This window comes from Salmonella sp. 741265050_HSA (assembly GCF_046569445.1).
Lineage (GTDB): Bacteria > Pseudomonadota > Gammaproteobacteria > Enterobacterales > Enterobacteriaceae > Salmonella > Salmonella enterica.
Map to the genome: position 1 here is coordinate 381,434 of NZ_JBKFSV010000003.1, position 23,868 is coordinate 405,301.

Sequence of the window (23,868 nt, forward strand, 5' to 3'; positions counted from 1 at the left end):
TAATCTCCAAAAAAGGATGAATCACGCGACGGCTTTGCCGTTACGCACAAAAACAGGTTTAGTCACTTTTACCGGCATTTCACGGTTACGAATTTGTACAATCGCCGTCTCGCCGATGCCCGCCGGAACGCGCGCCAGCGCAATGCTGTAGCCCAACGTTGGGGAAAACGTCCCGCTGGTGATAATGCCTTCTTGCTGATTGCCCTGCGCATCGGTAAAACGCACCGGCAATTCATTACGCAATACGCCCTTCTCGGTCATCACCAGACCGACAAGCTGCTCATGGCCTTTTTCACGCTGCATCTCCAGCGCCTCACGGCCAATAAAGTCGCGGTCAGCAGGTTCCCAGGCGATAGTCCATCCCATATTAGCCGCCAGCGGAGAGATACCTTCATCCATCTCCTGACCGTACAGGTTCATGCCTGCTTCCAGACGCAGCGTGTCGCGCGCGCCAAGACCGCACGGCTTCACGCCCGCCTCCACCAGCGCACGCCAGAAATCCGCCGCTTTTTCATTCGGCATGGCGATTTCATAGCCCGCTTCGCCGGTATAACCGGTGGTGGCGATAAACAAATCACCCGCCTGAACGCCGAAGAACGGCTTCATACCTTCTACTGCATGGCGCTGTTGGTCAGTAAACAGAGTCGCCGCTTTTTCCTGCGCATTCGGCCCCTGTACCGCAATCAGCGACAGGTCGTCACGAACGGTGATGTCGATGGCATAAGGTTCAGCGTGTTGGGTAATCCAGGAGAGGTCTTTTTCGCGGGTGGCGGAGTTAACAACGAGACGGAAGAAATCTTCAGTGAAGTAGTAGACGATAAGGTCATCAATCACGCCGCCCGATGCGTTAAGCATACCGGAGTAGAGGGCTTTACCCGTCTTCGTTAGCTTCGCGACGTCGTTTGCCAGCAGATAACGTAGAAACTCTCGTGTACGGCTGCCATGAAGATCGACAATGGTCATATGCGATACATCAAACATCCCGGCATCGGTGCGCACAGCGTGGTGTTCATCAAGCTGAGAGCCGTAATGCAGGGGCATCATCCAGCCATGAAAATCGACCATGCGGGCGCCGCATAGCGTGTGTTGTTCGTACAAAGGCGTCTGTTGGGCCATCTTTTCCTCGTTGAATTAGCGGGGGCTAACAACCATTTTCATGGGAAATCTTCGCCACGAAACCTGGCATCGACGCTCTTTTTCCTGCGCCGACGCAAACGTTCTCTTGCTCCTGAACTTACCACCGAACCAGGCGCTAAACCATAAGGCTGAATTTACCATCACATTAGCTTATGACTAAAAAGCGCTAAAATCCCATCAGCACAAAAAACCACTATTACGCTAAATAACCGTCATAAAAAGGAAGCTGATACGATTTATCACAACATAAATTAATATTAAATGCGGAAAAAATGTCGAAAATCGCGTTCGCTAAAAATAATAACATTAGAAAATATAATGCGAAATAGGCGGTGAAATTAGATTATTTCAAACGAGGAAAGCCCCCCGGCGCGATAGCCGGGAAAGCAAAGTGTGACGGGTTTCAAACTCTTGCTGGCGTGCAGTCAGACGCTTAACGAAGCCATTGCGGAAGGTCGTTTAGCCCCATTGCCTGGCGAAGCAGTTGAGGTTTGACGCCGGGGAGCGTATCCGCCAGTTTCAGCCCGATGTCGCGCAGCAATTTTTTTGCCGGGTTTTCGCCGGCAAACAGGTCACGAAAACCTTGCATCCCGGCAAGCATCATCGCCGCGCTATGTTTACGGCTACGCTCATAACGACGGAGATAAAGATGTTGGCCAATGTCTTTGCCCTGGCGCTGAAGCCGGCGCAGATCGTCCACCAGTTCGGCCGCGTCCATAAAGCCGAGGTTGACGCCTTGCCCTGCCAGCGGATGGATGGTGTGCGCGGCATCGCCGACTAACGCCAGACGATGCGCGGCAAACTGGCGAGCATAGCGGCCCGTCAGCGGAAAAACCTGCCGTTCGCTTTCCAGGCGGCATAAGCCCAGCCGATTATCGAAGGCGATAGTCAACGCCTGGTTAAACGCCTCGTCGCCGCTCTGTTGCATACGCTCCGCATCCTGCGGAGAAAGCGACCAGACAATGGAACACAGATGCGGATCGCTTAACGGCAAAAACGCCAGAATACCTTCACCATGAAACACCTGGCGAGCAACCGCGCCGTGCGGCTCTTCGGTGCGGATAGTCGCTACCAGCGCATGGTGACGGTAGTCCCAGAAAGTTAAGGGAATATCCGCTTTGTTACGCAGCCAGGAGTTGGCGCCATCCGCGGCAATCACCAGACGCGCGGTTAACATCGCGCCATCTTTTAAAGTCAGGAAGGCGTCGTTCTCTCCCCAGGCGACCTGCTGTAACTCCGCTGGCGCCATTAAGGTGATATCCGCCGCTTGCTGCGCTTTTTGCCACAGTGCATAGTGAATGACGCTGTTTTCAACAATATGCCCCAGATGGCTATATCCCATGCTTGCGTCATCAAACGTAATACGGCCAAAGCTGTCTTTATCCCAGACTTCCATACCGTGGTAGCAACTTGCCCGTCGCGCCACAATGTTTGACCATACGCCAAGACGGGTAAGCAGTTTTTCGCTGGCGGCATTAATCGCCGACACCCGAAGCTGAGGCGGGGCATCGTTCGCCAACGGCTGGGGAACAACGTGATCCAGCACCGCAACGCGCAAACCGCTCCCCTGCAAGCCGCAGGCGACAGCCAGTCCCACCATGCCTCCGCCAACTATTGCTACATCAACACTTTGCACTATTTACTCCTGGAAACCGGAACAATCAAAACCGTAGGCCGGATAAGGCGAAGCTGCCATCCGGCATTTTTACGAACACGATGCCGGATGGCGGCGTAAATGCCTTATCCGGCCTACAGATCTGCTTAACGCGCAACCCAACCTAAGGTCCGCTGTGCCAGCGCATCGCGCGCAGGCGGTAATAACTCCATCGCCATTAAACCGATATTGCGCCCAATAACCAGCGGCGCCCAACGATTTGCAAACACATGGACCAGACCGTTCGTTACGCCAATCGTCGTATCCCGATCAACCTGACGACGCTGCTGATAGCGCGATAATACGTGCCAGGCGCCAATATCCTCGCCCGCGTCCTGTGCCGCGACCAGCGTTTCCGCCAGGCTCATGACATCGCGCAGACCGAGATTAAACCCTTGTCCGGCGATAGGATGCAACGTCTGCGCCGCATTGCCGACCACGACAGTCCGGTGAGTAAACACTTTCGCCGCCGTAGTCAGGGCAAGCGGATACACGCTGCGCTTACCGGCCTGAGTAATTCGCCCCAGCCGCCAGCCGAACGCGGCCTGCAATGCATGACAGAACTGCGCGTCGGACCAGCTCAGCACCTCATCGCGCTGGTCGAGCGGGTGACACCAAACCAGCGAACATCGGCCATGCGACATCGGCAACATCGCCAGCGGGCCATTGGGGGTAAAACGTTCAAAGGCGCGTCCCTGATGCGGGATAGCGGTCGCGACATTCGCTATCACCGCTAACTGTTCGTAAGGCTCCTGACGCCAGTCAACGCCGCAGGCTGACGCGAGCGCGGAGTGGGTACCGTTAGCCGCCACCAGCACGCTGCCAGCTATCACATTGCCGTTTTCCAGAGTGACGTTAACTTGCTGTTGGGTACGCGACACGCTGGCTACGCGCTCCGGGCAGTGCAGCGTAACGCCTGGCGCTTTACGCAAGAGCGCAAACAGACGCAGCCCGATATCATGCAGCTCCGCAACGTGACCCAACGCTGCCAGGCTGTAATCCTGCGCGTCGAGAGTCACAAATCCGGCATGACCGCGATCGCTGACGTGTACGGTGTTGATTGCCGTTGCGCAATCGGAAATCGCCTGCCAGACGCCAATTCGCGCCAGTTGCTGGCAAGTGCCCGCCGCCAGCGCAATCGCTCTGGCGTCAAAGCCGGGATGACCGTCGGCTTCAGGCGCTTTCGCTTCAATCAGGTGTACCGGCAACGTCCCATGACTGAACTGAGAGATGGCCAGCGCCAGCGTTGCGCCTGCCATGCCGCCGCCAACGATAATGACGCTCATTGCTGCCGCGCCGCCGCCATTAATGCCTCAATGTCATCCGCCTTCTTCACAACGCCAGCGGTCAGGTTGTCATTACCGGTTTCGGTAATGACAATGTCATCTTCAATTCGAACGCCAATGCCGCGATACGCTTCCGGCACGTCGGCATCCGGCGCAATATAGAGGCCTGGCTCTACGGTCAGCACCATGCCCGGCTCCAGGATGCGGGAGCGATCCGGCCCATAAACCCCGACATCATGAACATCCAGCCCCAGCCAGTGGCTCAAGCCATGCATAAAGAAAGGACGATGCGCATTTTCGGCAATCAGTTGATCAACCTCTCCTTGCAAAATCCCCAGCTTCACCAGCCCGGTTATCATGATGCGCACGACTTCGCCGGTCACCTCCTGAATAGAGGTACCAGGACGGAACAGTCGCAGGCTGGTCTCCAGCGATTCCAGAACGATGTCATAAATTTCACGCTGAGCTGGCGTAAATTTCCCGTTCACCGGGAAAGTACGCGTGATGTCGCCCGCGTAACCTTTATATTCACAGCCCGCGTCGATAAGCACTAAATCACCGTCGCGCATTTCACTTTCGTTTTCAGTGTAATGCAGGATACAGCCATTTTCGCCGCTGCCGACAATGGTGTTATAGGAGGGATAGCGCGCGCCGTGGCGATTAAATTCGTGGTGAATTTCCCCCTCCAGCTGATACTCAAACATCCCCGGACGGCATTTTTCCATCGCGCGGATATGCGCCAGCGCGCTAATTTCCCCGGCACGGCGCAGGACAGCAATCTCTTCCGGCGATTTGAACAGGCGCATCTCATGGACGATCGGTCGCCAGTCAGTCATGGTGGCCGGCGCGGTCAGATTCTGGCGGGAGCCTTTACGCAGCTTCTCCAGCGCAGCCAGAACAATCTCGTCGGCATACGCATATTCGCCCTGCGCGTGGTACACCACATCCAGACCATTAAGCAACTGAAAGAGTTGCTGGTTGATTTCGCTAAACGCCAGCGCCCGGTCAACACCCAGTTTTTCCGGCGCGGCATCCTGTCCTAAACGGCGACCAAACCAGATTTCCGCCGTCAGGTCGCGAACGCGGTTGAACAAAACGCTGTGGTTGTGGGTGTCATCACTCTTAATCAGTACCAGCACGGCTTCCGGTTCGTTAAAACCGGTGAAATACCAGAAGTCGCTACTCTGGCGATACGGATATTCACTGTCTGCGCTGCGCGTCGCCTCCGGCGCGGCAAAGATCAGCGCGGCGCTGCCGGGCTGCATTTGCGCCAGTAATGCCTGGCGACGGCGTTGGTATTCCTGCTGAGTCATGACATGGCCTCCATTTCGTTTTTTCTTAGTGTAGCGTCGGTTTACGCACTTCCGGCGCGGTAGGCTGTTGGCGCGTGAAAGTGTCATGACATAACAGCGCCGCAACACGGACATATTCGATGATCTCTTCGAGCGACATCTCCAGCTCTTCCTGATCTTCGCTCTCATCATAACCAAGCTGCGCAATATTACGCAGGTCGTCAATCGCTTCACCCGTTTCGCCGGTGACTTTATCAAGTTTAGGCTGCGTTACGCCGAGGCCAAGCAAAAAGTGGTTAACCCACCCGGCTAATGCATCAGCGCGATCGAATACGCTGACATCGTCGCCTTCAGGCAGATAAAGCTGAAAAAGAAAGCCGTCGTCTTCCAGCGCGTCGCTGGTCGCCGCGTGCATTTTGCGCAGCGCCTGAGCAAGCTCATGCCCGAAGGCCAGACCTTCGTTCGTCAGGTCGTGCAACAGCGGCTGCCATGAGCTGTCGTTGTTGCCGCCGCAAATCATCCCGCTGATTAAACCATGCATTTCAGCCGGGGTCAGACCGGCCCCTTGTTGATTCAAAAACCGGTTCATTTCGTTGTAACCAGGCATTTCGTTCTGTATAGACATAAGCATTCGTCATCAAAGGGAGGATATTCATGATATGCTACCACTTTGGACCCTGGTGAACCAGAAAAGGGCTTGTATCTTCACACCAGGGTAGCTATAGTGTCGCCCCGTCGCGGACCCTGGGTCTGGAGACGAAGGCAGCGCAGTCAATCAGCAGGAAGGTGGCATGTCTGCACAACCCGTCGATATCCAAATATTTGGCCGTTCACTGCGAGTGAATTGCCCGCCTGACCAAAGGGATGCGTTGAATCAGGCTGCGGACGATCTGAATCAGCGGTTGCAAGATCTGAAAGTTCGCACTAGAGTCACAAATACTGAGCAGTTGGTTTTCATTGCCGCATTGAATATCAGCTATGAGTTAACTCAGGAAAAAGCGAAGACCCGCGATTACGCGGCGAGCATGGAACAACGTATTCGGATGCTACAACAGACCATCGAACAGGCGTTGCTTGATCAAGGTCGCATAACCGAAAAAACGGGCCAAAACTTTGAATAACACTTTTCGCTTTACTATGGTAAAGTGATTGTGAAAACAGAATTTCTCTGAGATGTTTGCAAGCGGGCCAGTCCCCTGAGCCGATATTTCATACCACAAGAATGTGGCGCTCCGCGGTTGGTGAGCATGCTCGGTTCGTCCGAGAAGCCTTAAAACTGTGACGACACATTCACCTTGAACCAAGGGTTCAAGGGTTACAGCCTGCGGCGGCATCTCGGAGATTCCCCTTCTGACTGGCGACAGCCATGACGCAACTTCCCGAACTCTCTTTATCACGACAAGAAATCCGCCGAATGATTCGGCAACGTCGCCGTGTGCTAACGCCAGAGCAGCAACGCCGTTTTGGTCAACAGGCCGCCGCCCGAATGCTCAGCTTTCCTCCCGTCGTGATGGCGCACACTGTCGCCGTGTTTCTCTCCTTTGATGGCGAACTCGACACCCAGCCGCTGATTGAACAGCTATGGCAAGCGGGCAAGCGCGTCTACCTTCCGGTTCTTCATCCCTTCAGCCCTGGCAACCTCCTGTTCCTGCACTATCATCCGCAGAGTGCGCTGGTGACCAACCGCTTAAAGATCCAGGAGCCACGGCTTGATGTCCGCGACGTATTACCGCTGGCAAAGCTGGATGTGCTGGTAACGCCGTTAGTGGCGTTTGACGAAGACGGGCAGCGCCTGGGGATGGGCGGCGGATTTTATGACCGTACGTTGCAAAACTGGCAGCAGCATAAGATCCAGCCCGTGGGCTACGCACATGATTGCCAGTTAGTAGAAAAGCTGCCGGTTGAAGAGTGGGATATCCCGCTGCCTGCGGTGGTGACGCCGTCCAAAATTTGGGAGTGGTAGCCGTGTTTTGTCGATTGACAGCGTCGCTTTTTTGACCTAAATTTCTCGGTGAAGGGTGAGGGAGGCGAACCTCCCTCCTGCGTACTCTCTGTTAATATGCTGGCGTAGCGATGATTAACAGGATCAGCAGCATGATGACGTATCTCATCATCGTCCCTTTCCTTTTTAGAGCCCCTGCCTCGGTAGGGGCTTTCCCGTTTCAGCGCTATGCTGAGCCCTTATCGTAAATTCCTTTGATTGCTGTACAACACGCAACGCTGCCTTTAATTACCAATTGCGGCAAGGCTCGAAAACAGAATGTATGCGTTACACGAAGAGATGTTGAGGCAGGGAAACCAGAGAAAGGATGGGCAGGTCATCTCCTGCCCATTTAGAGGAAATTAGTACAGCAGACGGGCGCGAATGGTGCCCGGAATCGCCTTCATCGCCAGCAGCGCTTTCTCCGCCACATCGCCATCGGCTTCTATATCAATTACCACATACCCCATTCGGGCGGAGGTTTGCAGATACTGCGCGGCAATGTTAACGCCCTGCTCGGCAAAGATCTGGTTAAGCGCGGTCAATACGCCCGGGCGGTTTTCGTGGATGTGCATCAGGCGACGACCGCCGTGCAGCGGCAGCGACACTTCCGGGAAGTTCACGGCGGACAGTGTCGAGCCGTTATCCGAGTACTTAATCAGTTTTCCTGCGACTTCCAGACCGATGTTTTCTTGCGCCTCCTGCGTCGAGCCGCCGATATGCGGCGTCAGGATCACGTTATCGAATTCGCACAGCGGAGAGGTAAACGGATCGCTATTAGTGGCCGGTTCCGTCGGGAAGACGTCGATAGCCGCCCCCGCCAGATGTTTCGTCGCCAGCGCGTCGCACAAAGCCGGGATATCCACTACCGTACCGCGCGCGGCGTTAATCAGCAGCGAACCCGGCTTCATCAGGGCAATCTCTTTTGCGCCCATCATGTTTTTGGTGGAGGCGTTTTCAGGTACGTGCAGACTGACCACATCGCTCATATTCAGCAATTCAGACAGGTGCTGCACCTGAGTTGCGTTACCGAGCGGCAGTTTATTTTCAATATCATAGAAATAGACATGCATCCCCAGCGATTCCGCCAGAATGCCCAACTGCGTTCCGATATGGCCGTAACCGATAATGCCAAGCTTTTTACCGCGCGCTTCGAACGATCCCGCCGCTAGTTTATTCCATACGCCGCGGTGCGCTTTGGCGTTCGCTTCCGGCACGCCGCGCAGCAGCAGCAATAGCTCGCCAATCACCAGCTCCGCCACAGAACGGGTATTCGAGAATGGCGCGTTAAAGACCGGAATACCGCGTTTTGCCGCCGCATTTAAATCCACCTGGTTGGTGCCGATGCAAAAACAGCCAATCGCCACCAGCTTCTCTGCGGCGTTAATCACTTCTTCTGTCAGATGAGTACGGGATCGCAGACCGATGAAGTGGGCATCGCGGATGGACGCTTTCAACTGTTCAGCGTCCAGCGCGCCCTTGTGATATTCAATGTTGGTGTAACCTGCCGCACGAAGGCTTTCCAGCGCCTTTTGATGCACCCCTTCAACCAGCAGAAATTTAATTTTATCTTTCTCCAGCGATACCTTTGCCATTTCCCCGATCCTGTCTTTTTTTGCCATCTGATGTTGTGTGCGGATTTGCATCCGTCCTTCAACATATCAAAAAAAATTATCACGGCAATATGAACGTTTGCGCCAGCGTCGTGAAGGAATCGCATACAGCGGGAAATAGCAGATGAAAATACCGGGAATAACTTTTTCTTTGGAGGGATCGGCAGGGCAAACGATTAAACGTGATACATGTCACCAAATTTGCCCTGACCGAATTTTTTACGCGGCAGGAAATGCGCCTGGCGGGATCATTTTACGATGGTTTTCACCCCGTCCGGCGTGCCGATCAGTGCGACATCGGCGCCACGGTTGGCGAACAACCCTACGGTCACGACGCCTGGAATCGCGTTAATGGCGTTTTCCAGCGCGATGGGATCAAGGATTTCCATCCCATAAACATCCAGAATCACGTTGCCGTTATCCGTGACCACGTTCTGACGGTACTCCGGACGCCCGCCCAGCTTCACCAGTTGACGAGCGACCGCGCTGCGCGCCATCGGAATCACTTCGACCGGCAACGGGAATTTGCCAAGAATATCCACCTGTTTAGAGGCATCCGCAATACAGATAAATTTCTCCGCTACGGAAGCAATAATTTTCTCACGGGTTAATGCCGCGCCGCCGCCTTTGATCATCTGCATATGACCGTTGATTTCGTCCGCGCCATCGACATAGATACCCAGGCTATCCACTTCGTTGAGATCAAACACATGAATACCGAGGCCTTTGAGTTTTTCAGTCGAGGCGTCCGAGCTGGAGACCGCGCCTTCAATCTGGCCTTTCATTGTGCCCAGCGCATCAATAAAGTGTGCGGCCGTTGAGCCTGTACCAACGCCCACAATGGTGCCGGGCTGTACATACTGAAGTGCCGCCCATCCTACCGCTTTTTTCAGTTCATCCTGCGTCATAGATCGTTTCGCCTGTGGTGTGAAAATACAGCCGCATTATAGAACATTGTCGGGAAAAATCTCCGTGTCCGTACACAGGCTACGGATTTCATCTGTACCGACGGCAAATTTATGTCATAGTGCGGAAAAAAATAACAGGAGCATGACACAACAATGAAACGTCCGGACTACAGAACACTACAGGCGCTGGATGCCGTTATACGTGAACGAGGATTCGAGCGCGCCGCCCAGAAGCTGTGCATCACACAATCCGCCGTCTCACAGCGCATAAAACAGCTTGAGAATATGTTCGGACAACCGTTGTTGGTGCGTACCGTTCCTCCTCGCCCCACGGAGCAAGGGCAAAAATTACTGGCTCTGCTGCGTCAGGTTGAACTGCTGGAAGAAGAGTGGCTGGGCGATGAACAAACCGGCTCTACACCGCTGCTGCTGTCGCTGGCGGTTAACGCCGATAGTCTGGCGACCTGGCTGCTTCCGGCGCTGGCGCCGGTGCTGGCGGACTCCCCTATCCGTCTCAATTTACAGGTGGAAGATGAAACGCGCACGCAAGAACGTCTGCGGCGCGGCGAGGTGGTGGGCGCGGTGAGTATTCAGCATCAGGCGCTGCCCAGCTGCCTGGTAGACAAACTGGGCGCACTCGACTATCTGTTTGTCGCGTCAAAGCCGTTTGCCGAGCGCTATTTCCCCAATGGCGTTACCCGGTCGTCGCTGCTGAAAGCGCCCGCCGTCGCGTTCGACCATCTGGATGATATGCATCAGGCCTTTTTGCAACAGAATTTCGATCTACCGCCCGGCAGCGTGCCGTGCCATATCGTTAATTCATCCGAAGCGTTTGTACAACTTGCGCGTCAGGGCACGACCTGCTGCATGATCCCTCACCTGCAGATTGAGAAAGAGCTGGAAAGCGGCGAGTTGATCAACTTAACGCCTGGTTTGCTACAGCGCCGGATGCTTTACTGGCACCGCTTTGCCCCGGAAAGCCGGATGATGCGCAAAGTGACCGACGCGTTGCTGGAGTACGGGCACAAGGTGCTGCGTCAGGATTAGCCTCTCTATGAATGCCGGATGGCGGCGTGAACGTCTTATCCGGCCTGCATGACCCCTTATTCCCTCGTCACTTCTTTGAAGTTCATCACAAAATCATTGCGTTCAGGCGGCAAAAAACGACGCGCCATTGGCTATTTTTTGCTGGCGACAAGGCGATTCAAAACGCTCACCGTATTAGCAAATCTTCATTTCATTGCGTAATACGGAGCAAAAAACGAGAACACCGGGAGAAAACGCGGCCTGGAAGCGCCCAGGCCGGGCGAGATTACTGCGTGCTGGCGGCCGTGGTCGACGTCTGCCCTGTTCCAGGTTCAAGCTGGAATACCACATCGACCTGATCGTCGAACTGAATGGTCGGCTGCTCGTAAGTTTCCTGCGCGGATACCGGCGCAGCATCTGCGGCTTTCATCATTCGCACCACCGGACTCGGCTGATAATTAGAGACATGGTAACGAACGCTGTAAACCGGCCCCAATTTGCTGTTAAAACCGGCTGCCAGCGCTTGCGCCTGATGAATCGCGTCATCAATGGCGGCTTTGCGGGCCTTGTCTTTATAGGCGTCCGGTTGCGCCACGCCCAGCGATACCGAACGAATCTCGTTCAGACCCGCCTTCAGCGCGCCGTCCAGCAGAGAATTAAGTTTATCTAACTGACGCAGCGTCACCTCAACGGTTCGCACCGCACGATACCCTTTCAGAATGCTTTTACCGTTTTGGTAATCATAATCCGGCTGCGTGCGCAGATTCGCCGCGCTAATGTCTTTTTTCGCAATCTGATTTTGCTCAAGGAAGGAAAGATATTGCGCCACGCGCTCATCGGCCTGCTTCTTCGCCGTCGCCGCATCCTTCGCCGCGACGTTCACTTCAATCGCTAAGGTGGCGATATCAGGCACAGCATCGACGCTTGCCGTACCGGAAGTCACGATGTGCGGGCCTTCCGGCAATTCGCTTGCCTGCGCCGACATTGCACTTAAACCCACTAATGCCGCCAGGGCCATCACTTTGAACTTCACAGTCTCTCCTCCATATTGCAGTCATTGCCCTGATATACAGGGCGCATGCAGGCAAGCTTAGCGGATATCGGCCTGTTGTCCATCAGACAACGCTTAGTTGAAAAGCGCGTGCATATGCGCGACGCCTTCCCGCGCCAGTTGGAAGGCGATAAGCCACATCACCACCCCAACCAGAATGTTGATAATGCGTTGAGCTTTCGCCGTACGCAGTCGAGGCGCAAGCCAGGCCGCCAGTAGCGCTAACCCAAAAAACCATAAGAACGACGCGCTAATCGTGCCGAGGGCGAACCAGCGCTTTGGTTCCATAGCCAGTTGTCCGCCGAGACTGCCCAACACGACAAACGTATCCAGATAAACGTGCGGATTCAGCCACGTTACCGCCAGCATCGTAGCAATAATTTTCCAGCGCCCCTGCTTCATAACCTCGGCGCTGGCCAGCTCCAGATTACTGCTCATTGCCGTTTTCAGCGCGCCAAAACCGTACCATAACAAGAACGCGACCCCGCCCCATGTGACCAGCGCCAGCAGCCACGGCGACTGCATCAGCAACGCGCTGCCGCCAAAAATACCGGCGCTAATCAGGACTAAATCACTTAACGCGCAAAGCAGCGCTATCATGAGGTGGTACTGGCGACGAATTCCCTGATTCATCACAAACGCATTTTGCGGGCCAAGCGGAAGGATCATGGCGGCGCCAAGGGCAAACCCTTGAAAATAATAAGATATCACGTTAACTACCCTGAGCTGTTTTTCTTAAAGGCAGACTATAGCGCGGGAATATTATTAGCGGAAATTGATAATTTTAATCACTAATAAGAAAAGCTAATGAAGAGACTGAATAACGGATGGCGGCTACGCTTATCCGCTCAATAACCAGAGAATACTGGAGGCGGATAAGCGCAGCACCGGCAGGCAGCACGGGAGGAAAATTACTCCGCGGCGTTATCTTTCACACGTTTAAAATTGACGTCCATCTGCGGGTACGGGAAGCTAATACCAGCGGCGTCGAATTCACGTTTAATACGTTCCAGCACGTCCCAGTAGACATTTTGCAGGTCGCTGCTTTTACTCCAGACACGCACCACAAAATTAATTGATGAGGCGCCCAGCTCATTCAAACGTACCGTCATTTCGCGATCTTTTAAAATACGATCGTCGGACTCGATAATCGTGGTTAGCAGCTGTTTCACCTGATCGATATCCGAATCGTAGGCCACCCCAATAATGAATTCGTTACGGCGAACCGGCTCACGAGAATAGTTGATGATATTTCCCGCGATAATTTTGCCATTCGGAATTACAATAATTTTGCCGTCTACCGCGCGCATTGTTGTGGAAAAGATTTGCACATTCAGTACCGTACCGGCAACGCCGCCTAAATCGACATACTCACCGGCGCGGAACGGACGGAACATAACCAGCAATACCCCAGCCGCAAGGTTAGAGAGTGATCCCTGTAATGCCAGGCCAACGGCTAAACCAGCGGCGCCCAGTACGGCAATAACCGAGGCGGTTTGAACCCCCACGCGACCCAAAGCCGCAATCAGCGTAAAAGCGATAACCCCATAGCGCACCAGCGCAGAAAGAAAGTCGGCCACTGTCGCATCAATATGACGCGCACGCATCAGACGATTTACCGTATTGGAAATCACACGCGCTACAATCAAGCCGATGATGATAATAGCGATAGCCGCAACAATATTCACAGCATAGCTGAGCAATAACGCCTGGTTGCGTACCAGCCAGGTGCCCGCACCATTTATGCTGTCGACAACATTCAAATCTTCCATTCAATATTCCTTGGTCATAGCAAAACAAGCAAATGAGATCATTCTCACGAAAAGAACTTTTTAAAGGTAAACAAAAACAGCGGAATATGCCATTTTTCGGCATCATCCCCAAAAAGGCAGGTACACTGTGAGTTGGCCGGATGAAAGCGCTAACGCCGCTCTCCGGGAATAACGATAAAAAAATGGCTTCCCAAGGGAAGCCATTTTAATCAACAGACTACATTACAGAACGTCAATCGCGTTCAGTTCTTTAAATGCTTTTTCCAGACGAGCGATCATCGAAGTCTGGCCAGCACGCAGCCATACGCGCGGGTCATAGTATTTCTTGTTCGGCTGATCTTCGCCTTTCGGGTTGCCCAGCTGACCTTGCAGATACGCTTCGTTTTCTTTGTAGTAGTTCAGAACACCTTCCCAGGTTGCCCATTGGGTATCGGTATCGATGTTCATTTTCACTACGCCGTAGCTTACGGAGTCTTTGATTTCCTGAGCAGTAGAACCGGAACCGCCGTGGAAAACGAAGTTCAGGCTGTTGTGCGGCAGGTTGTGTTTCTTAGAAACATAGTCCTGAGAATCACGCAGAATGGTCGGGGTCAGAACCACGTTACCCGGCTTGTAAACGCCGTGTACGTTACCGAAGGAAGCGGCAATGGTGAAACGCGGGCTGATTTTGCTCAGTTCAGTGTACGCGTAATCAACGTCTTCCGGCTGGGTGTACAGAGCAGAAGCGTCCATGTGGCTGTTGTCCACGCCGTCTTCTTCGCCACCGGTGCAACCCAGTTCGATTTCCAGAGTCATGCCAATTTTGGACATGCGCGCCAGGTATTTGGAGCAGATTTCGATGTTTTCGTGCAGAGACTCTTCAGACAGGTCAATCATGTGAGAAGAGAACAGCGGTTTACCGGTAGCCGCAAAGTGTTTTTCACCCGCGTCCAGCAGACCGTCGATCCACGGCAGCAGTTTCTTCGCGCAGTGGTCAGTGTGCAGGATAACCGGAACGCCGTAGTGTTCAGCCATCTGGTGAACGTGATGCGCGCCAGAGATAGCGCCCAGGATTGCCGCGCCCTGAGGTACGTCAGTTTTCACGCCTTTACCCGCGATGAAGGACGCGCCGCCGTTGGAGAACTGAACGATGACCGGTGCTTTAACTTTTGCAGCGGTTTCCAGAACAGCGTTGATGGAATCAGTGCCCACGCAGTTAACTGCCGGCAGAGCAAAATTGTTTTCTTTTGCTACCTGGAACACTTTCTGTACGTCATCACCAGTGATCACGCCTGGTTTTACGAAATCAAAAATTTTAGACATGTTTCGTTGTCCTGTATCGTCGGGCTTTGGGAAAAAACACGGGCCGCCCTGAATGTCAGATCGGCGATAAATCAACGGGCAGGAATCCCTGCCCGTAACGATTACTTCTTAGCGCGCTCTTCGAGCATCGCTACGGCTGGCAGAACTTTACCTTCCACGAATTCGAGGAATGCGCCGCCGCCAGTAGAAATGTAGGAAATTTTGTCAGCAATGCCGAACAGGTCGATTGCCGCCAGGGTGTCGCCGCCGCCAGCGATGGAAAACGCTTCGCTATCAGCGATGGCATTCGCCACGATTTCAGTCCCTTTACGGAAGTTCGGGAACTCAAACACGCCAACCGGGCCGTTCCACAGAATGGTTTTGGCATTCTTGAGGATTTCAGCCAGCTGCTGAGCGGAAGCATCGCCGATATCCAGGATCTGCTCGTCTTCTTTCACGTCGTTAACGGATTTCAGAGTCGCCGGTGCGGTTTCGGAGAACTCGGTGGCAACGCGAACATCAGTCGGAACCGGGATATCGCAAGTGGTCAGCAGACGTTTTGCTTCGTCAACCAGGTCAGCTTCGTACAGGGATTTACCGACGCTGTGGCCCTGAGCGGCAACGAAGGTATTGGCGATACCGCCGCCGACAATCAGCTGGTCAGCGATTTTAGACAGGGAATCCAGAACGGTCAGTTTGGTAGATACTTTAGAACCACCAACGATAGCCACCATCGGACGAGCCGGTTCTTTCAGCGCTTTACCCAGCGCATCCAGTTCAGCGGCCAGCAGCGGGCCTGCGCACGCGACGTCAGCAAATTTGCCGATACCGTGGGTAGAAGCCTGCGCGCGGTGCGCAGTACCAAAGGCGTCCATCACGAATACGTCACACAGGGCAGCGTATTTTTTAGACAGCGCTTCGTCGTCTTTCTTTTCGCCTTTGTTAAAGCGAACGTTTTCCAGAACCACCAGCTCACCTTCGGCCACGTCAACGCCGTCCAGGTAATCTTTGACCAGGCGAACCGGGTTAGACAGTTTGTCTTTCAGGTAGTTAACAACCGGCAGCAGAGAGAATTCTTCGTTGTACTCGCCTTCGGTAGGACGACCCAGGTGGGAAGTTACCATCACTTTCGCGCCCTGTTTCAGAGCCAGTTCAATGGTCGGCAGAGAGGCGCGGATACGCGCGTCGCTGGTCACTTTCCCTTCTTTAACAGGTACGTTCAGATCCGCACGGATAAAAACGCGTTTCCCGGCCAGATCCAGATCGGTCATCTTAATTACAGACATGGTGAATCCTCTCAATGATGCTTAAAGTTTTGTCGACGCTGACGCGTCGAGCCTGAAACCAACTGCGGCCATCGCTAACGTGGTGTCGAGCATCCGGTTAGCAAAGCCCCATTCATTATCGCACCAGACCAGCGTCTTGATCAGGTGGGCGCCACTGACCCGGGTTTGCGTGCCATCAACAATGGCGCTGTGCGGGTCGTGGTTAAAATCTATCGAGACCAACGGTGATTCCGTATAGTCAACTATACCATGAAATGCACCTTGTGCTGCTTTTTGCAGCAACTGGTTGACTTCACTGGCTTTTACTGGTTTTTTCACCGTTACGCTTAAATCGATCGCCGTCACATTAATGGTTGGAACGCGCACCGCAATCGCCTCAAAACGGTCGTTAAACTGCGGGAATATACGCGTAATGCCTGCCGCCAGTTTTGTATCTACCGGGATAATCGACTGGCTGGCCGCGCGCGTGCGCCGTAGATCGGAGTGATACGCGTCGATCACCTGCTGATCGTTCATCGCGGAGTGGATCGTCGTGACGGTACCAGACTCGATGCCGTAAGCATCATCCAACAATTTAATGACGGGAATTATGCAATTCGTGGTACAGGATGCGTTTGAGACAATACGATGTTCCGCACGCAGTTGGTTCTGGTTCACGCCAAAAACGACGGTGGCGTCAAGATCGTTGCTGCCCGGATGAGAAAAGAGCACTTTCTTCGCGCCAGCGGCAATATGCGCCTCGCCATGCTCCCGGTTGCCATATACGCCCGTACAATCCAACACGACATCCACGCCCAGTTCGCGCCACGGCAGATCCGCCAGCGTTCGTTCATGCAGAATACGAATGACATCGTCGCCGACAAAAAGCTGCTCGCGCTCGTGGCGAACCTCCCATGCAAAACGCCCGTGGCTGGTATCGTATTTCAACAAATGCGCCATGCCTGCGGCATCCGCCAGCTCGTTGATGGCCACCACGGTAATTTCCGCCCGACGTCCGGATTCATACAAAGCACGAACCACGTTACGCCCGATGCGACCAAAGCCATTAATCGCTATGCGTACGGTCATAGGTCTCCTGCAAGGCTATCCCGATTCAGATGAGGCTGACAGAGTAATGCAGCTCATCGTCGAGTAAAACCTCACCTGTCGCAAACTGCGACTGATTGGTTAATTGTCGAACATTTAATTAACTGAAACGCTTCAGCTAGAATAAGCGAAACGGGGAATAAAAGGAATGTTTGTCCAGTCGAAGAAGACAGTTATCTGACCTGCATCACATTTCATGGCCGCTTACGCTGCAATTTATTCCATATTTAAGAATCACCAGTACATCCGTCAGATCTTTTCATCGCCGCGTCACAAATACTGATTTATATCAGAAAGCGCTGCCGCCAGCGTCTATATTATCAGCGCCACGTCCGAGTCTCGGAGTCCTGTAACGATGACTGTATCTCACCACAATGCCTCTACAGCGCGCTTTTACGCGCTTCGTCTGCTTCCCGGCCAGGAAGTGTTTTCCCAATTACACGCCTTTGTGCAACAGAACCAATTACATGCCGCCTGGATTGCAGGGTGTACCGGCAGTCTGGCCGATGTTGCGCTGCGTTATGCCGGGCAAGAGGCGACCACATCGCTCACCGGCACGTTTGAAGTTATCTCGCTAAACGGCACGCTTGAATTGACCGGCGAGCATCTGCATCTCGCGGTATCGGATCCCTACGGGGCCATGCTCGGCGGCCATATGATGTCAGGGTGTACCGTGCGTACCACGCTGGAACTGGTTATCGGCGAGCTGCCAGCGCTGACGTTCAGCCGTCAACCGTGCGCCATTTCCGGTTATGACGAACTGCATATTTCTTCCCGTTAATTGACGACTCTTTAAGAGGTACTTTATGGCGCGTCGCCCGTTTTCCAGCCAGTCTCTGGTGCTGATTGTTATCGCTATTGCCATCAATATGATTGGCGGACAGCTTATTAGCATGTTGAAGCTGCCTATTTTTCTCGACTCGATCGGCACCTTAATTAGTGCGGTGCTGTTAGGGCCGTTCATCGGCATGTTGACTGGGCTTCTGACCAACTTGCTGTGGGGGCTTCTTACCGACCCTATCGCTGCCGCGTTTGCCCCGGTAGCGATGGTTATCGGCCTGGTCGCCGGGTGGCTGGCGCGCGCAGGCTGGTTTCGTACCCTGCCCAAAGTGATCGTCAGCGGCGTCGTCATTACGTTAGCGGTGACGCTGGTTGCCGTACCGCTTCGTACCGCGCTTTTTGGCGGCGTTACCGGCAGCGGCGCTGATTTATTCGTCGCCTGGATGCATTCAATGGGCCAAAACCTGGTAGAGTCGGTCGCGATTACCGTCATAGGCGCTAATCTGGTCGATAAAATTCTGACGGCGATCATCGTTTGGGTGCTGCTGCGTCAGCTACCGTTACGTACGACACGGCATTTTCCTGCGATGTCAGCCGTACGCTAAATGCATCCGTTTACCTCGTTAACCTTATGGGCGCTGGCGGCCTGCACCACGCTGCTGCTCCCTGCGCAGACCGTGCTCCCGATTTATAGCGCGGCGGCCTTCCTCTGTCTGCTGGCGCTGAAATCAACGCGGCGGCGGGCGAAGTATGTCGCCTGGCTGATGCTGTCTTTAGGGTTTGGGCTATGGCTGGTACATGGCGGTTGGCTAACGGAATGGATAAGCGGGCAGCCTCGCGATCCGCAACGCTGGATATATGCCGTTACGCTATGGCTACGCCTGCTGGCGATCGTGTCGACGTCGCAGCTATGGATGCAGTATGTGCCGGTTCAGCGGTTTATTCGCGCCCTGTTCGCTTCACGTCTGCCGCCCGGCATCGCTTACCTGTTCGCTGGCCCGCTGCTGGTCGTCGAACAGCTCAAACGACAACTGACGATCGTTCATGAAGCCCAGCGCGCGCGCGGCGTACCGCTGGATGAAGGCTGGTATCAGCGGCTACGGGCGATGCCTGCGCTGATCGTGCCGCTTACGCAAAATGCGCTTAACGATTTGACAATACGCGGCGCGGCGTTGGATATGCGGGGGTTTCGGCTGCATCAAGCCCGAACCACGCTGTGGGCGCCGAAAGATAGCATGTTACAGCGGGTTGCGCGGTATGGCATGGTACTGCTAATACTGGCGGAAGCGGGAGTATGGATATGGTTACGTTAGAGCAGTTTCGTTATCTTCCGTCCGATGCGACACGCCCGCCGGCATGTTTTGATTTCCACTATTCAACACCCGGAATAGTGGCGATAGTCGGCGATAACGGCAGCGGAAAAAGTACGCTGGCGCAACTGATGGCTGGCTGGTATCCGGATTATCTCCCCGGTGATATTGACGGCACAGGCTTACTGCTTGGCGTCCCTATCGGGCAGCTCCCGCTGGTAGAACAGTCGCCCACCATCCAGTTGGTGCAGCAATCGCCTTATTTACAGCTTTCCGGCTGTACCTTTAGCGTAGAGGAAGAGGTGGCGTTTGGCCCGGAGAATCTCGGCCTCCATGAAGCGGAGATTCTACGGCGCATTGACGAGGCGCTGACTCTGACAAACTGCCAGTCGTTACGCCATCGCCATCCCGGCACGCTCTCCGGCGGCGAAACGCAGCGGGTAGTAATTGCCAGCGCGCTTGCCATGCAGCCCAGATTATTAGTTCTTGATGAAGCCTTCAGTCGGCTGACGTCAGCGGCCACCGGGACACTGCTGGAACGGCTACAACAGTGGGCGCTGGAACGTCATTCTCTCATTGTGCTTTTTGAACGTAATCACTTTCCTTTTCTGACGCGATGCCAGCGGGTATGGCAATTGCGCGACGGAGCGCTAACCCCATTATGTTGACGTTAAATCAGGTCGCTTATCGCTGGCCGGATGCCGCAGCCGACTGTCTGCACGCCATCTCGCTTGAACTTCGTGACGGCGAATGGCTGGCGTTGACCGGCGATAACGGCGCGGGAAAATCAACGCTGTTACGGATTATGGCCGGCCTGCTTTCCCCCACTTCCGGCTCGGTAACGCTTAATGGAGAGCCGATTGCGCAGCTTAAAAATCGTCAACGCGCCGCCGCTATCGGCGTACTCTTTCAGGAAGCGGAAAACCAGATTTTCCACAGCAATGTCGCACAAGAGGTCGCTTTTGGGCTGAAACTACAACGCTTATCGGCGGAGGAAATTTCACGGCGCACGCAGGCCGCGCTGCGGTTATGCCAGCTAACGGACGTCGCCGAGGCGCACCCGCTTGATCTGCACGCCGCGCAGCGCCGGATGGTGGCGGTCGCCAGTCTGGAGGCGATGGCGCCGCCGGTGTTATTGCTGGATGAACCCAGCCGGGATTTTGACGCCCACTGGCTAACCGTATTTGAACACTGGCTGGCGACATGCCGGGCACGGGGAGCCAGCGTCGTGGCGATTAGCCATGACGCTGCGTTTGCCCGGCGTCATTTTTCACGGGTGGTACGGCTGGAAAACGGCAGGTTGTCAAAGGGGGAATAAAAAACGGGTCGCCGAAGCGACCCGTTTTATGCCGTATTAAGGATTACAGCAGCGCTTTCGCTTTGGCGATCACGTTGTCCACCGTGAAGCCAAACTCTTCAAACAGCAGCTCTGCCGGGGCGGATTCACCGAAGGTGGTCATGCCGACAATAGCGCCGTTCAGGCCGACGTATTTGAACCAGTAGTCAGCGATACCCGCTTCAATCGCCACACGCGCAGAGACCGCTTTCGGCAGCACGGATTCACGGTAGGCCGCATCCTGCTTGTCGAATGCGTCGGTGGACGGCATGGAAACCACGCGCGCCTTCACGCCTTCGGCAGTCAGTTTTTCGTAAGCGGCAACCGCCAGCTCAACCTCAGAACCGGTCGCAATGAAGATAATCTGCGGCTGGCCCGCACAATCTTTCAGTACGTAACCACCGCGGGCGATATTCGCCAGTTGCTCTTCAGTACGTTCCTGCTGCGCCAGGTTCTGACGGGAGAGGATCAGCGCGGTTGGGCCATCCTGACGCTCTACGCCATATTTCCACGCCACCGCGGATTCCACCTGGTCGCACGGACGCCATGTGGACATGTTCGGCGTTACGCGCAGGCTTGCCACCTGCTCGACCGGCTGGTGCGTCGGGCCATCTTCGCCCAGACCGATGGAGTCGTGGGTGTAAACCATCACCTGACGTTGTTTCATCAACGCTGCCATACGCACTGCGTTACGGGCATATTCGACGAACATCAGGAAGGTGGAGGTGTACGGCAGGAAACCGCCGTGCAGGGCGATACCGTTGGCGATAGCGGTCATACCGAATTCGCGCACACCGTAATGAATGTAGTTACCTGCGGCGTCTTCGTTGATAGCCTTAGAACCGGACCACAGGGTCAGGTTAGACGGTGCCAGGTCAGCGGAGCCGCCGAGGAATTCCGGCAACAGCGGACCGAAGGCTTCGATGGCATTCTGGGACGCTTTACGGCTGGCGATTTTGGATGGATTCGCCTGCAGTTTAGCGATGAACTCATTCGCTTTCGCATCGAAGTCAGCCGGCATGTCGCCTTTCATACGACGAGTGAATTCAGCAGCTTCCTGCGGGAAGGCTTTCTCATAAGCCGCGAATTTCTCATTCCATGCAGACTCTTTCGCCTGGCCGGCTTCTTTCGCATCCCACTGGGCGTAGATTTCAGACGGGATTTCGAACGGCGCGTACTTCCAGCCCAACTGTTCGCGGGTCAGCGCGATTTCCGCGTCGCCCAGCGGCGCGCCGTGGGAATCGTGGGTACCCTGTTTGTTCGGCGAACCGAAGCCGATGATGGTTTTGCACATCAGCAGGGACGGTTTGTCAGTCACGGCGCGAGCTTCTTCCGTGGCGCGTTTAATGGCGTCGGCATCGTGACCGTCAATGCCACGGATAACGTGCCAGCCATAGGCTTCAAAACGTTTCGCGGTGTCATCGGTGAACCAGCCTTCAACATGACCATCGATAGAGATACCGTTGTCATCATAGAACGCGATCAGTTTGCCCAGTTTCAGAGTACCAGCCAGAGAGCACACTTCGTGAGAAATGCCTTCCATCATGCAGCCGTCGCCCATAAAGACGTAGGTGAAGTGGTCAACGATGTCGTGGCCAGGACGGTTAAACTGCGCCGCCAGAGTTTTCTCGGCAATCGCCATCCCGACGGCGTTGGCAATACCCTGCCCCAGCGGGCCAGTAGTGGTTTCAACGCCAGCGGTGTAGCCCACTTCCGGATGACCCGGGGTTTTTGAATGTAGCTGACGGAAATTCTGCAGTTCGGACATCGGCAGGTCATAACCGGTGAGGTGCAGCAGGCTGTAAATCAGCATTGAGCCGTGGCCATTGGACAGCACGAAGCGGTCGCGGTCGGCCCAGGACGGGTTGGTCGGGTTGTGGTTCAGGAAATCACGCCACAGGACTTCGGCAATGTCAGCCATACCCATCGGGGCACCCGGGTGACCGGATTTGGCTTTCTGTACTGCGTCCATGCTCAGCGCACGAATAGCATTGGCAAGCTCTTTACGTGAGGACATTTTGACTCCAGATCGGATGTTGAAAGGCCATGCCCGTAACGACTTGACGACAGCGCGTTTTGGGCTACGCCGGAAAATTTGCCAACAATTTACCCCAAGCCGCGCGTCATGTACATGGAACATCCTTTTACCGCTTCAGAAATCTCCGGATCGTGCTCGCATGTTGCGCAATTAGCTAACTTGCCTGCCACGCTTTTCTTTATACTTAACCCAGGCGCTAATTCATCTGCAACGGGCGCATTTCAAAATAATATTAATTCGTATGGAAGAGAAAAATGAAAATTCGCGCTTTACTGCTTGCTTTGGGCATGGCGACGGTGCTGACCGGTTGCCAGAATATGGACTCTAATGGACTGCTTTCTTCGGGCGCTGAAGCTTTTCAGGCCTATACGTTAAGCGATGCGCAGGTAAAAGCGCTGAGCGATCAATCCTGTCAAGAGCTCGACAGCAAAGCGAAAATCGCGCCGGCGAGCAGCGAATACGCTAAACGACTGACAAAAATTGCCGCCGCTCTGGGGGATAACATTAACGGCCAGCCGGTGAACTATAAGGTTTACGAGACGAAAGACGTCAACGCGTTTGCCATGGCGAACGGTTGTATCCGCGTCTACAGCGGACTGATGGATATGATGACCGACAACGAAGTTGAAGCCGTGATCGGCCATGAAATGGGCCATGTCGCGCTGGGTCATGTAAAGAAAGGGATGCAGGTCGCGCTGGGCACTAACGCCGTGCGCGTCGCGGCGGCATCGGCAGGAGGAGTTGTCGGCAGCCTGTCGCAATCACAGCTTGGCGATCTTGGCGAAAAACTGGTGAACTCGCAGTTCTCTCAGCGTCAGGAGTCCGAAGCGGATGATTATTCTTACGATCTGTTGCGCAAACGCGGTATCAGTCCGGCAGGACTCGCTACCAGCTTTGAGAAACTGGCAAAACTGGAAGCGGGTCGTCAAAGCTCGATGTTCGACGATCACCCGGCGTCCGCCGCACGCGCACAGCATGTGCGCGATCGTATGAGCGCGGACGGGATCAAATAATCCCCGAACAGTGCCGGA

23 protein-coding genes and 1 other RNA gene are annotated in these 23,868 nt (G+C 54.5%); 10 read left to right on the forward strand and 14 right to left on the reverse strand.

Translation table 11 applies throughout. The annotated features are described in order from the left end of the window. Nucleotides 1-21: 21 nt before the first annotated feature. From gcvT to ACLD4F_RS10135, 5 genes are all read right to left on the reverse strand, one after another. A complete protein-coding gene (gcvT, locus tag ACLD4F_RS10115; RefSeq protein WP_000068738.1) occupies nucleotides 22-1,116 on the reverse strand; it encodes a glycine cleavage system aminomethyltransferase GcvT in 1,095 nt (364 codons plus the stop codon). A 454-nt stretch (nucleotides 1,117-1,570) separates the two neighbouring features. Continuing rightward, nucleotides 1,571-2,773: an FAD-dependent 2-octaprenylphenol hydroxylase gene (ubiI, locus tag ACLD4F_RS10120; protein WP_001192144.1), complete on the reverse strand. Its 1,203-nt coding sequence runs from the start codon at nucleotides 2,771-2,773 to the stop codon at nucleotides 1,571-1,573. A gap of 125 nt (nucleotides 2,774-2,898) precedes the next feature. Further along, nucleotides 2,899-4,077, reverse strand: coding sequence for a 2-octaprenyl-6-methoxyphenyl hydroxylase (gene ubiH / locus ACLD4F_RS10125; RefSeq protein ID WP_000111145.1), 1,179 nt, complete (start codon nucleotides 4,075-4,077; stop codon nucleotides 2,899-2,901). Further along, a complete protein-coding gene (gene pepP / locus ACLD4F_RS10130) occupies nucleotides 4,074-5,390 on the reverse strand; it encodes a Xaa-Pro aminopeptidase (protein WP_057515039.1) in 1,317 nt (438 codons plus the stop codon). The genes ubiH and pepP overlap by 4 nt, the downstream gene beginning before the upstream one ends. A gap of 25 nt (nucleotides 5,391-5,415) precedes the next feature. Then, nucleotides 5,416-5,994 (reverse strand): YecA family protein, encoded by a 579-nt coding sequence (locus ACLD4F_RS10135; protein WP_000027236.1) that lies wholly within the window; start codon nucleotides 5,992-5,994, stop codon nucleotides 5,416-5,418. A gap of 166 nt (nucleotides 5,995-6,160) precedes the next feature. Between ACLD4F_RS10135 and zapA the strand changes: the two genes are divergently transcribed. The 3 genes from zapA to ACLD4F_RS10150 all read left to right on the forward strand — a co-directional run bounded on the left by zapA (nucleotide 6,161) and on the right by ACLD4F_RS10150 (nucleotide 7,332). After that, nucleotides 6,161-6,490 (forward strand): cell division protein ZapA, encoded by a 330-nt coding sequence (zapA, locus tag ACLD4F_RS10140; RefSeq protein WP_001276011.1) that lies wholly within the window; start codon nucleotides 6,161-6,163, stop codon nucleotides 6,488-6,490. 41 nt (nucleotides 6,491-6,531) lie between these two features. Beyond that, nucleotides 6,532-6,715, forward strand: a non-coding RNA gene (ssrS, locus tag ACLD4F_RS10145) — 6S RNA. 20 nt (nucleotides 6,716-6,735) lie between these two features. Further along, a complete protein-coding gene (locus ACLD4F_RS10150) occupies nucleotides 6,736-7,332 on the forward strand; it encodes a 5-formyltetrahydrofolate cyclo-ligase (protein ID WP_058331715.1) in 597 nt (198 codons plus the stop codon). A 380-nt stretch (nucleotides 7,333-7,712) separates the two neighbouring features. Here the strand turns inward: ACLD4F_RS10150 and serA are convergent, their stop codons facing one another. Beyond that, nucleotides 7,713-8,945, reverse strand: coding sequence for a phosphoglycerate dehydrogenase (gene serA, locus ACLD4F_RS10155; protein ID WP_001151627.1), 1,233 nt, complete (start codon nucleotides 8,943-8,945; stop codon nucleotides 7,713-7,715). A gap of 266 nt (nucleotides 8,946-9,211) precedes the next feature. Further along, on the reverse strand, nucleotides 9,212-9,871 hold the full coding sequence (gene rpiA / locus ACLD4F_RS10160; RefSeq protein WP_000189741.1) for a ribose-5-phosphate isomerase RpiA: 660 nt from the start codon (nucleotides 9,869-9,871) through the stop codon (nucleotides 9,212-9,214). Nucleotides 9,872-10,024: 153 nt separating this feature from the next. Here rpiA and argP point away from each other — a divergent pair, with 153 nt between their 5' ends. Continuing rightward, nucleotides 10,025-10,918: a DNA-binding transcriptional regulator ArgP gene (argP, locus tag ACLD4F_RS10165; protein ID WP_000828345.1), complete on the forward strand. Its 894-nt coding sequence runs from the start codon at nucleotides 10,025-10,027 to the stop codon at nucleotides 10,916-10,918. A 265-nt stretch (nucleotides 10,919-11,183) separates the two neighbouring features. Here the strand turns inward: argP and ACLD4F_RS10170 are convergent, their stop codons facing one another. The 6 genes from ACLD4F_RS10170 to epd form a co-directional block, all read right to left on the reverse strand. Further along, nucleotides 11,184-11,930, reverse strand: a complete 747-nt coding sequence (locus ACLD4F_RS10170) for an oxidative stress defense protein (protein ID WP_000669854.1) — start codon at nucleotides 11,928-11,930, stop codon at nucleotides 11,184-11,186. A 93-nt stretch (nucleotides 11,931-12,023) separates the two neighbouring features. Next, nucleotides 12,024-12,659, reverse strand: coding sequence for an arginine exporter ArgO (gene argO, locus ACLD4F_RS10175; RefSeq protein ID WP_000626863.1), 636 nt, complete (start codon nucleotides 12,657-12,659; stop codon nucleotides 12,024-12,026). Nucleotides 12,660-12,859: 200 nt separating this feature from the next. Then, a complete protein-coding gene (locus ACLD4F_RS10180) occupies nucleotides 12,860-13,720 on the reverse strand; it encodes a small-conductance mechanosensitive channel MscS (protein ID WP_000389833.1) in 861 nt (286 codons plus the stop codon). A gap of 222 nt (nucleotides 13,721-13,942) precedes the next feature. Next, entirely contained in the window at nucleotides 13,943-15,022 is a 1,080-nt protein-coding gene (gene fbaA / locus ACLD4F_RS10185) for a class II fructose-bisphosphate aldolase (RefSeq protein ID WP_000034386.1), read from the reverse strand. A 101-nt stretch (nucleotides 15,023-15,123) separates the two neighbouring features. After that, a complete protein-coding gene (gene pgk / locus ACLD4F_RS10190) occupies nucleotides 15,124-16,287 on the reverse strand; it encodes a phosphoglycerate kinase (RefSeq protein WP_000111274.1) in 1,164 nt (387 codons plus the stop codon). Between the two features lie 21 nt (nucleotides 16,288-16,308). Continuing rightward, complete coding sequence (gene epd / locus ACLD4F_RS10195; RefSeq protein ID WP_000218338.1) at nucleotides 16,309-17,355, reverse strand: erythrose-4-phosphate dehydrogenase; 1,047 nt, start codon at nucleotides 17,353-17,355, stop codon at nucleotides 16,309-16,311. 373 nt (nucleotides 17,356-17,728) lie between these two features. Here epd and ACLD4F_RS10200 point away from each other — a divergent pair, with 373 nt between their 5' ends. Genes ACLD4F_RS10200 through ACLD4F_RS10220 form a run of 5 tightly spaced genes read left to right on the forward strand, consistent with a single transcriptional unit; the run spans nucleotide 17,729 to nucleotide 20,781 of the window. Then, nucleotides 17,729-18,154, forward strand: coding sequence for a PPC domain-containing DNA-binding protein (locus ACLD4F_RS10200; protein WP_000218563.1), 426 nt, complete (start codon nucleotides 17,729-17,731; stop codon nucleotides 18,152-18,154). 25 nt (nucleotides 18,155-18,179) lie between these two features. Beyond that, nucleotides 18,180-18,758 carry an ECF transporter S component gene (locus ACLD4F_RS10205; protein ID WP_000124001.1) on the forward strand — a complete coding sequence of 193 codons (579 nt, stop codon included), beginning with the start codon at nucleotides 18,180-18,182 and terminating at the stop codon, nucleotides 18,756-18,758. Continuing rightward, on the forward strand, nucleotides 18,759-19,466 hold the full coding sequence (locus tag ACLD4F_RS10210) for an energy-coupling factor transporter transmembrane component T (protein WP_079943922.1): 708 nt from the start codon (nucleotides 18,759-18,761) through the stop codon (nucleotides 19,464-19,466). Beyond that, nucleotides 19,454-20,131 (forward strand): ABC transporter ATP-binding protein, encoded by a 678-nt coding sequence (locus ACLD4F_RS10215; protein ID WP_001534176.1) that lies wholly within the window; start codon nucleotides 19,454-19,456, stop codon nucleotides 20,129-20,131. Before ACLD4F_RS10210 ends, ACLD4F_RS10215 begins: the two co-directional genes overlap by 13 nt. Further along, nucleotides 20,125-20,781: an ABC transporter ATP-binding protein gene (locus tag ACLD4F_RS10220; RefSeq protein ID WP_023202168.1), complete on the forward strand. Its 657-nt coding sequence runs from the start codon at nucleotides 20,125-20,127 to the stop codon at nucleotides 20,779-20,781. Before ACLD4F_RS10215 ends, ACLD4F_RS10220 begins: the two co-directional genes overlap by 7 nt. A gap of 43 nt (nucleotides 20,782-20,824) precedes the next feature. Here the strand turns inward: ACLD4F_RS10220 and tkt are convergent, their stop codons facing one another. Then, nucleotides 20,825-22,816 (reverse strand): transketolase, encoded by a 1,992-nt coding sequence (tkt, locus tag ACLD4F_RS10225; protein WP_000098651.1) that lies wholly within the window; start codon nucleotides 22,814-22,816, stop codon nucleotides 20,825-20,827. A 275-nt stretch (nucleotides 22,817-23,091) separates the two neighbouring features. On the opposite strand from tkt, the gene ACLD4F_RS10230 reads away from it, so the two are divergent. Beyond that, a complete protein-coding gene (locus tag ACLD4F_RS10230; protein ID WP_000701825.1) occupies nucleotides 23,092-23,850 on the forward strand; it encodes a M48 family metallopeptidase in 759 nt (252 codons plus the stop codon). Nucleotides 23,851-23,868 lie beyond the last annotated feature (18 nt).

What these genes read in the sequence shown, in the direction of transcription:
- fbaA (WP_000034386.1), bottom strand. Translation starts at nt 15,022, where the DNA reads ATGTCTAAAATTTTTGATTTCGTAAAACCAGGCGTGATCACTGGTGAT.
- argP (WP_000828345.1), top strand. Translation starts at nt 10,025, where the DNA reads ATGAAACGTCCGGACTACAGAACACTACAGGCGCTGGATGCCGTTATA.
- ACLD4F_RS10230 (WP_000701825.1), top strand. Translation starts at nt 23,092, where the DNA reads ATGAAAATTCGCGCTTTACTGCTTGCTTTGGGCATGGCGACGGTGCTG.
- epd (WP_000218338.1), bottom strand. Translation starts at nt 17,355, where the DNA reads ATGACCGTACGCATAGCGATTAATGGCTTTGGTCGCATCGGGCGTAAC.
- ACLD4F_RS10220 (WP_023202168.1), top strand. Translation starts at nt 20,125, where the DNA reads ATGTTGACGTTAAATCAGGTCGCTTATCGCTGGCCGGATGCCGCAGCC.
- ACLD4F_RS10205 (WP_000124001.1), top strand. Translation starts at nt 18,180, where the DNA reads ATGGCGCGTCGCCCGTTTTCCAGCCAGTCTCTGGTGCTGATTGTTATC.
- gcvT (WP_000068738.1), bottom strand. Translation starts at nt 1,116, where the DNA reads ATGGCCCAACAGACGCCTTTGTACGAACAACACACGCTATGCGGCGCC.
- ACLD4F_RS10150 (WP_058331715.1), top strand. Translation starts at nt 6,736, where the DNA reads ATGACGCAACTTCCCGAACTCTCTTTATCACGACAAGAAATCCGCCGA.
- ACLD4F_RS10135 (WP_000027236.1), bottom strand. Translation starts at nt 5,994, where the DNA reads ATGTCTATACAGAACGAAATGCCTGGTTACAACGAAATGAACCGGTTT.
- ACLD4F_RS10180 (WP_000389833.1), bottom strand. Translation starts at nt 13,720, where the DNA reads ATGGAAGATTTGAATGTTGTCGACAGCATAAATGGTGCGGGCACCTGG.
- ACLD4F_RS10200 (WP_000218563.1), top strand. Translation starts at nt 17,729, where the DNA reads ATGACTGTATCTCACCACAATGCCTCTACAGCGCGCTTTTACGCGCTT.
- ubiH (WP_000111145.1), bottom strand. Translation starts at nt 4,077, where the DNA reads ATGAGCGTCATTATCGTTGGCGGCGGCATGGCAGGCGCAACGCTGGCG.
- tkt (WP_000098651.1), bottom strand. Translation starts at nt 22,816, where the DNA reads ATGTCCTCACGTAAAGAGCTTGCCAATGCTATTCGTGCGCTGAGCATG.
- rpiA (WP_000189741.1), bottom strand. Translation starts at nt 9,871, where the DNA reads ATGACGCAGGATGAACTGAAAAAAGCGGTAGGATGGGCGGCACTTCAG.
- pgk (WP_000111274.1), bottom strand. Translation starts at nt 16,287, where the DNA reads ATGTCTGTAATTAAGATGACCGATCTGGATCTGGCCGGGAAACGCGTT.
- ACLD4F_RS10215 (WP_001534176.1), top strand. Translation starts at nt 19,454, where the DNA reads ATGGTTACGTTAGAGCAGTTTCGTTATCTTCCGTCCGATGCGACACGC.
- pepP (WP_057515039.1), bottom strand. Translation starts at nt 5,390, where the DNA reads ATGACTCAGCAGGAATACCAACGCCGTCGCCAGGCATTACTGGCGCAA.
- serA (WP_001151627.1), bottom strand. Translation starts at nt 8,945, where the DNA reads ATGGCAAAGGTATCGCTGGAGAAAGATAAAATTAAATTTCTGCTGGTT.
- zapA (WP_001276011.1), top strand. Translation starts at nt 6,161, where the DNA reads ATGTCTGCACAACCCGTCGATATCCAAATATTTGGCCGTTCACTGCGA.
- ACLD4F_RS10210 (WP_079943922.1), top strand. Translation starts at nt 18,759, where the DNA reads ATGCATCCGTTTACCTCGTTAACCTTATGGGCGCTGGCGGCCTGCACC.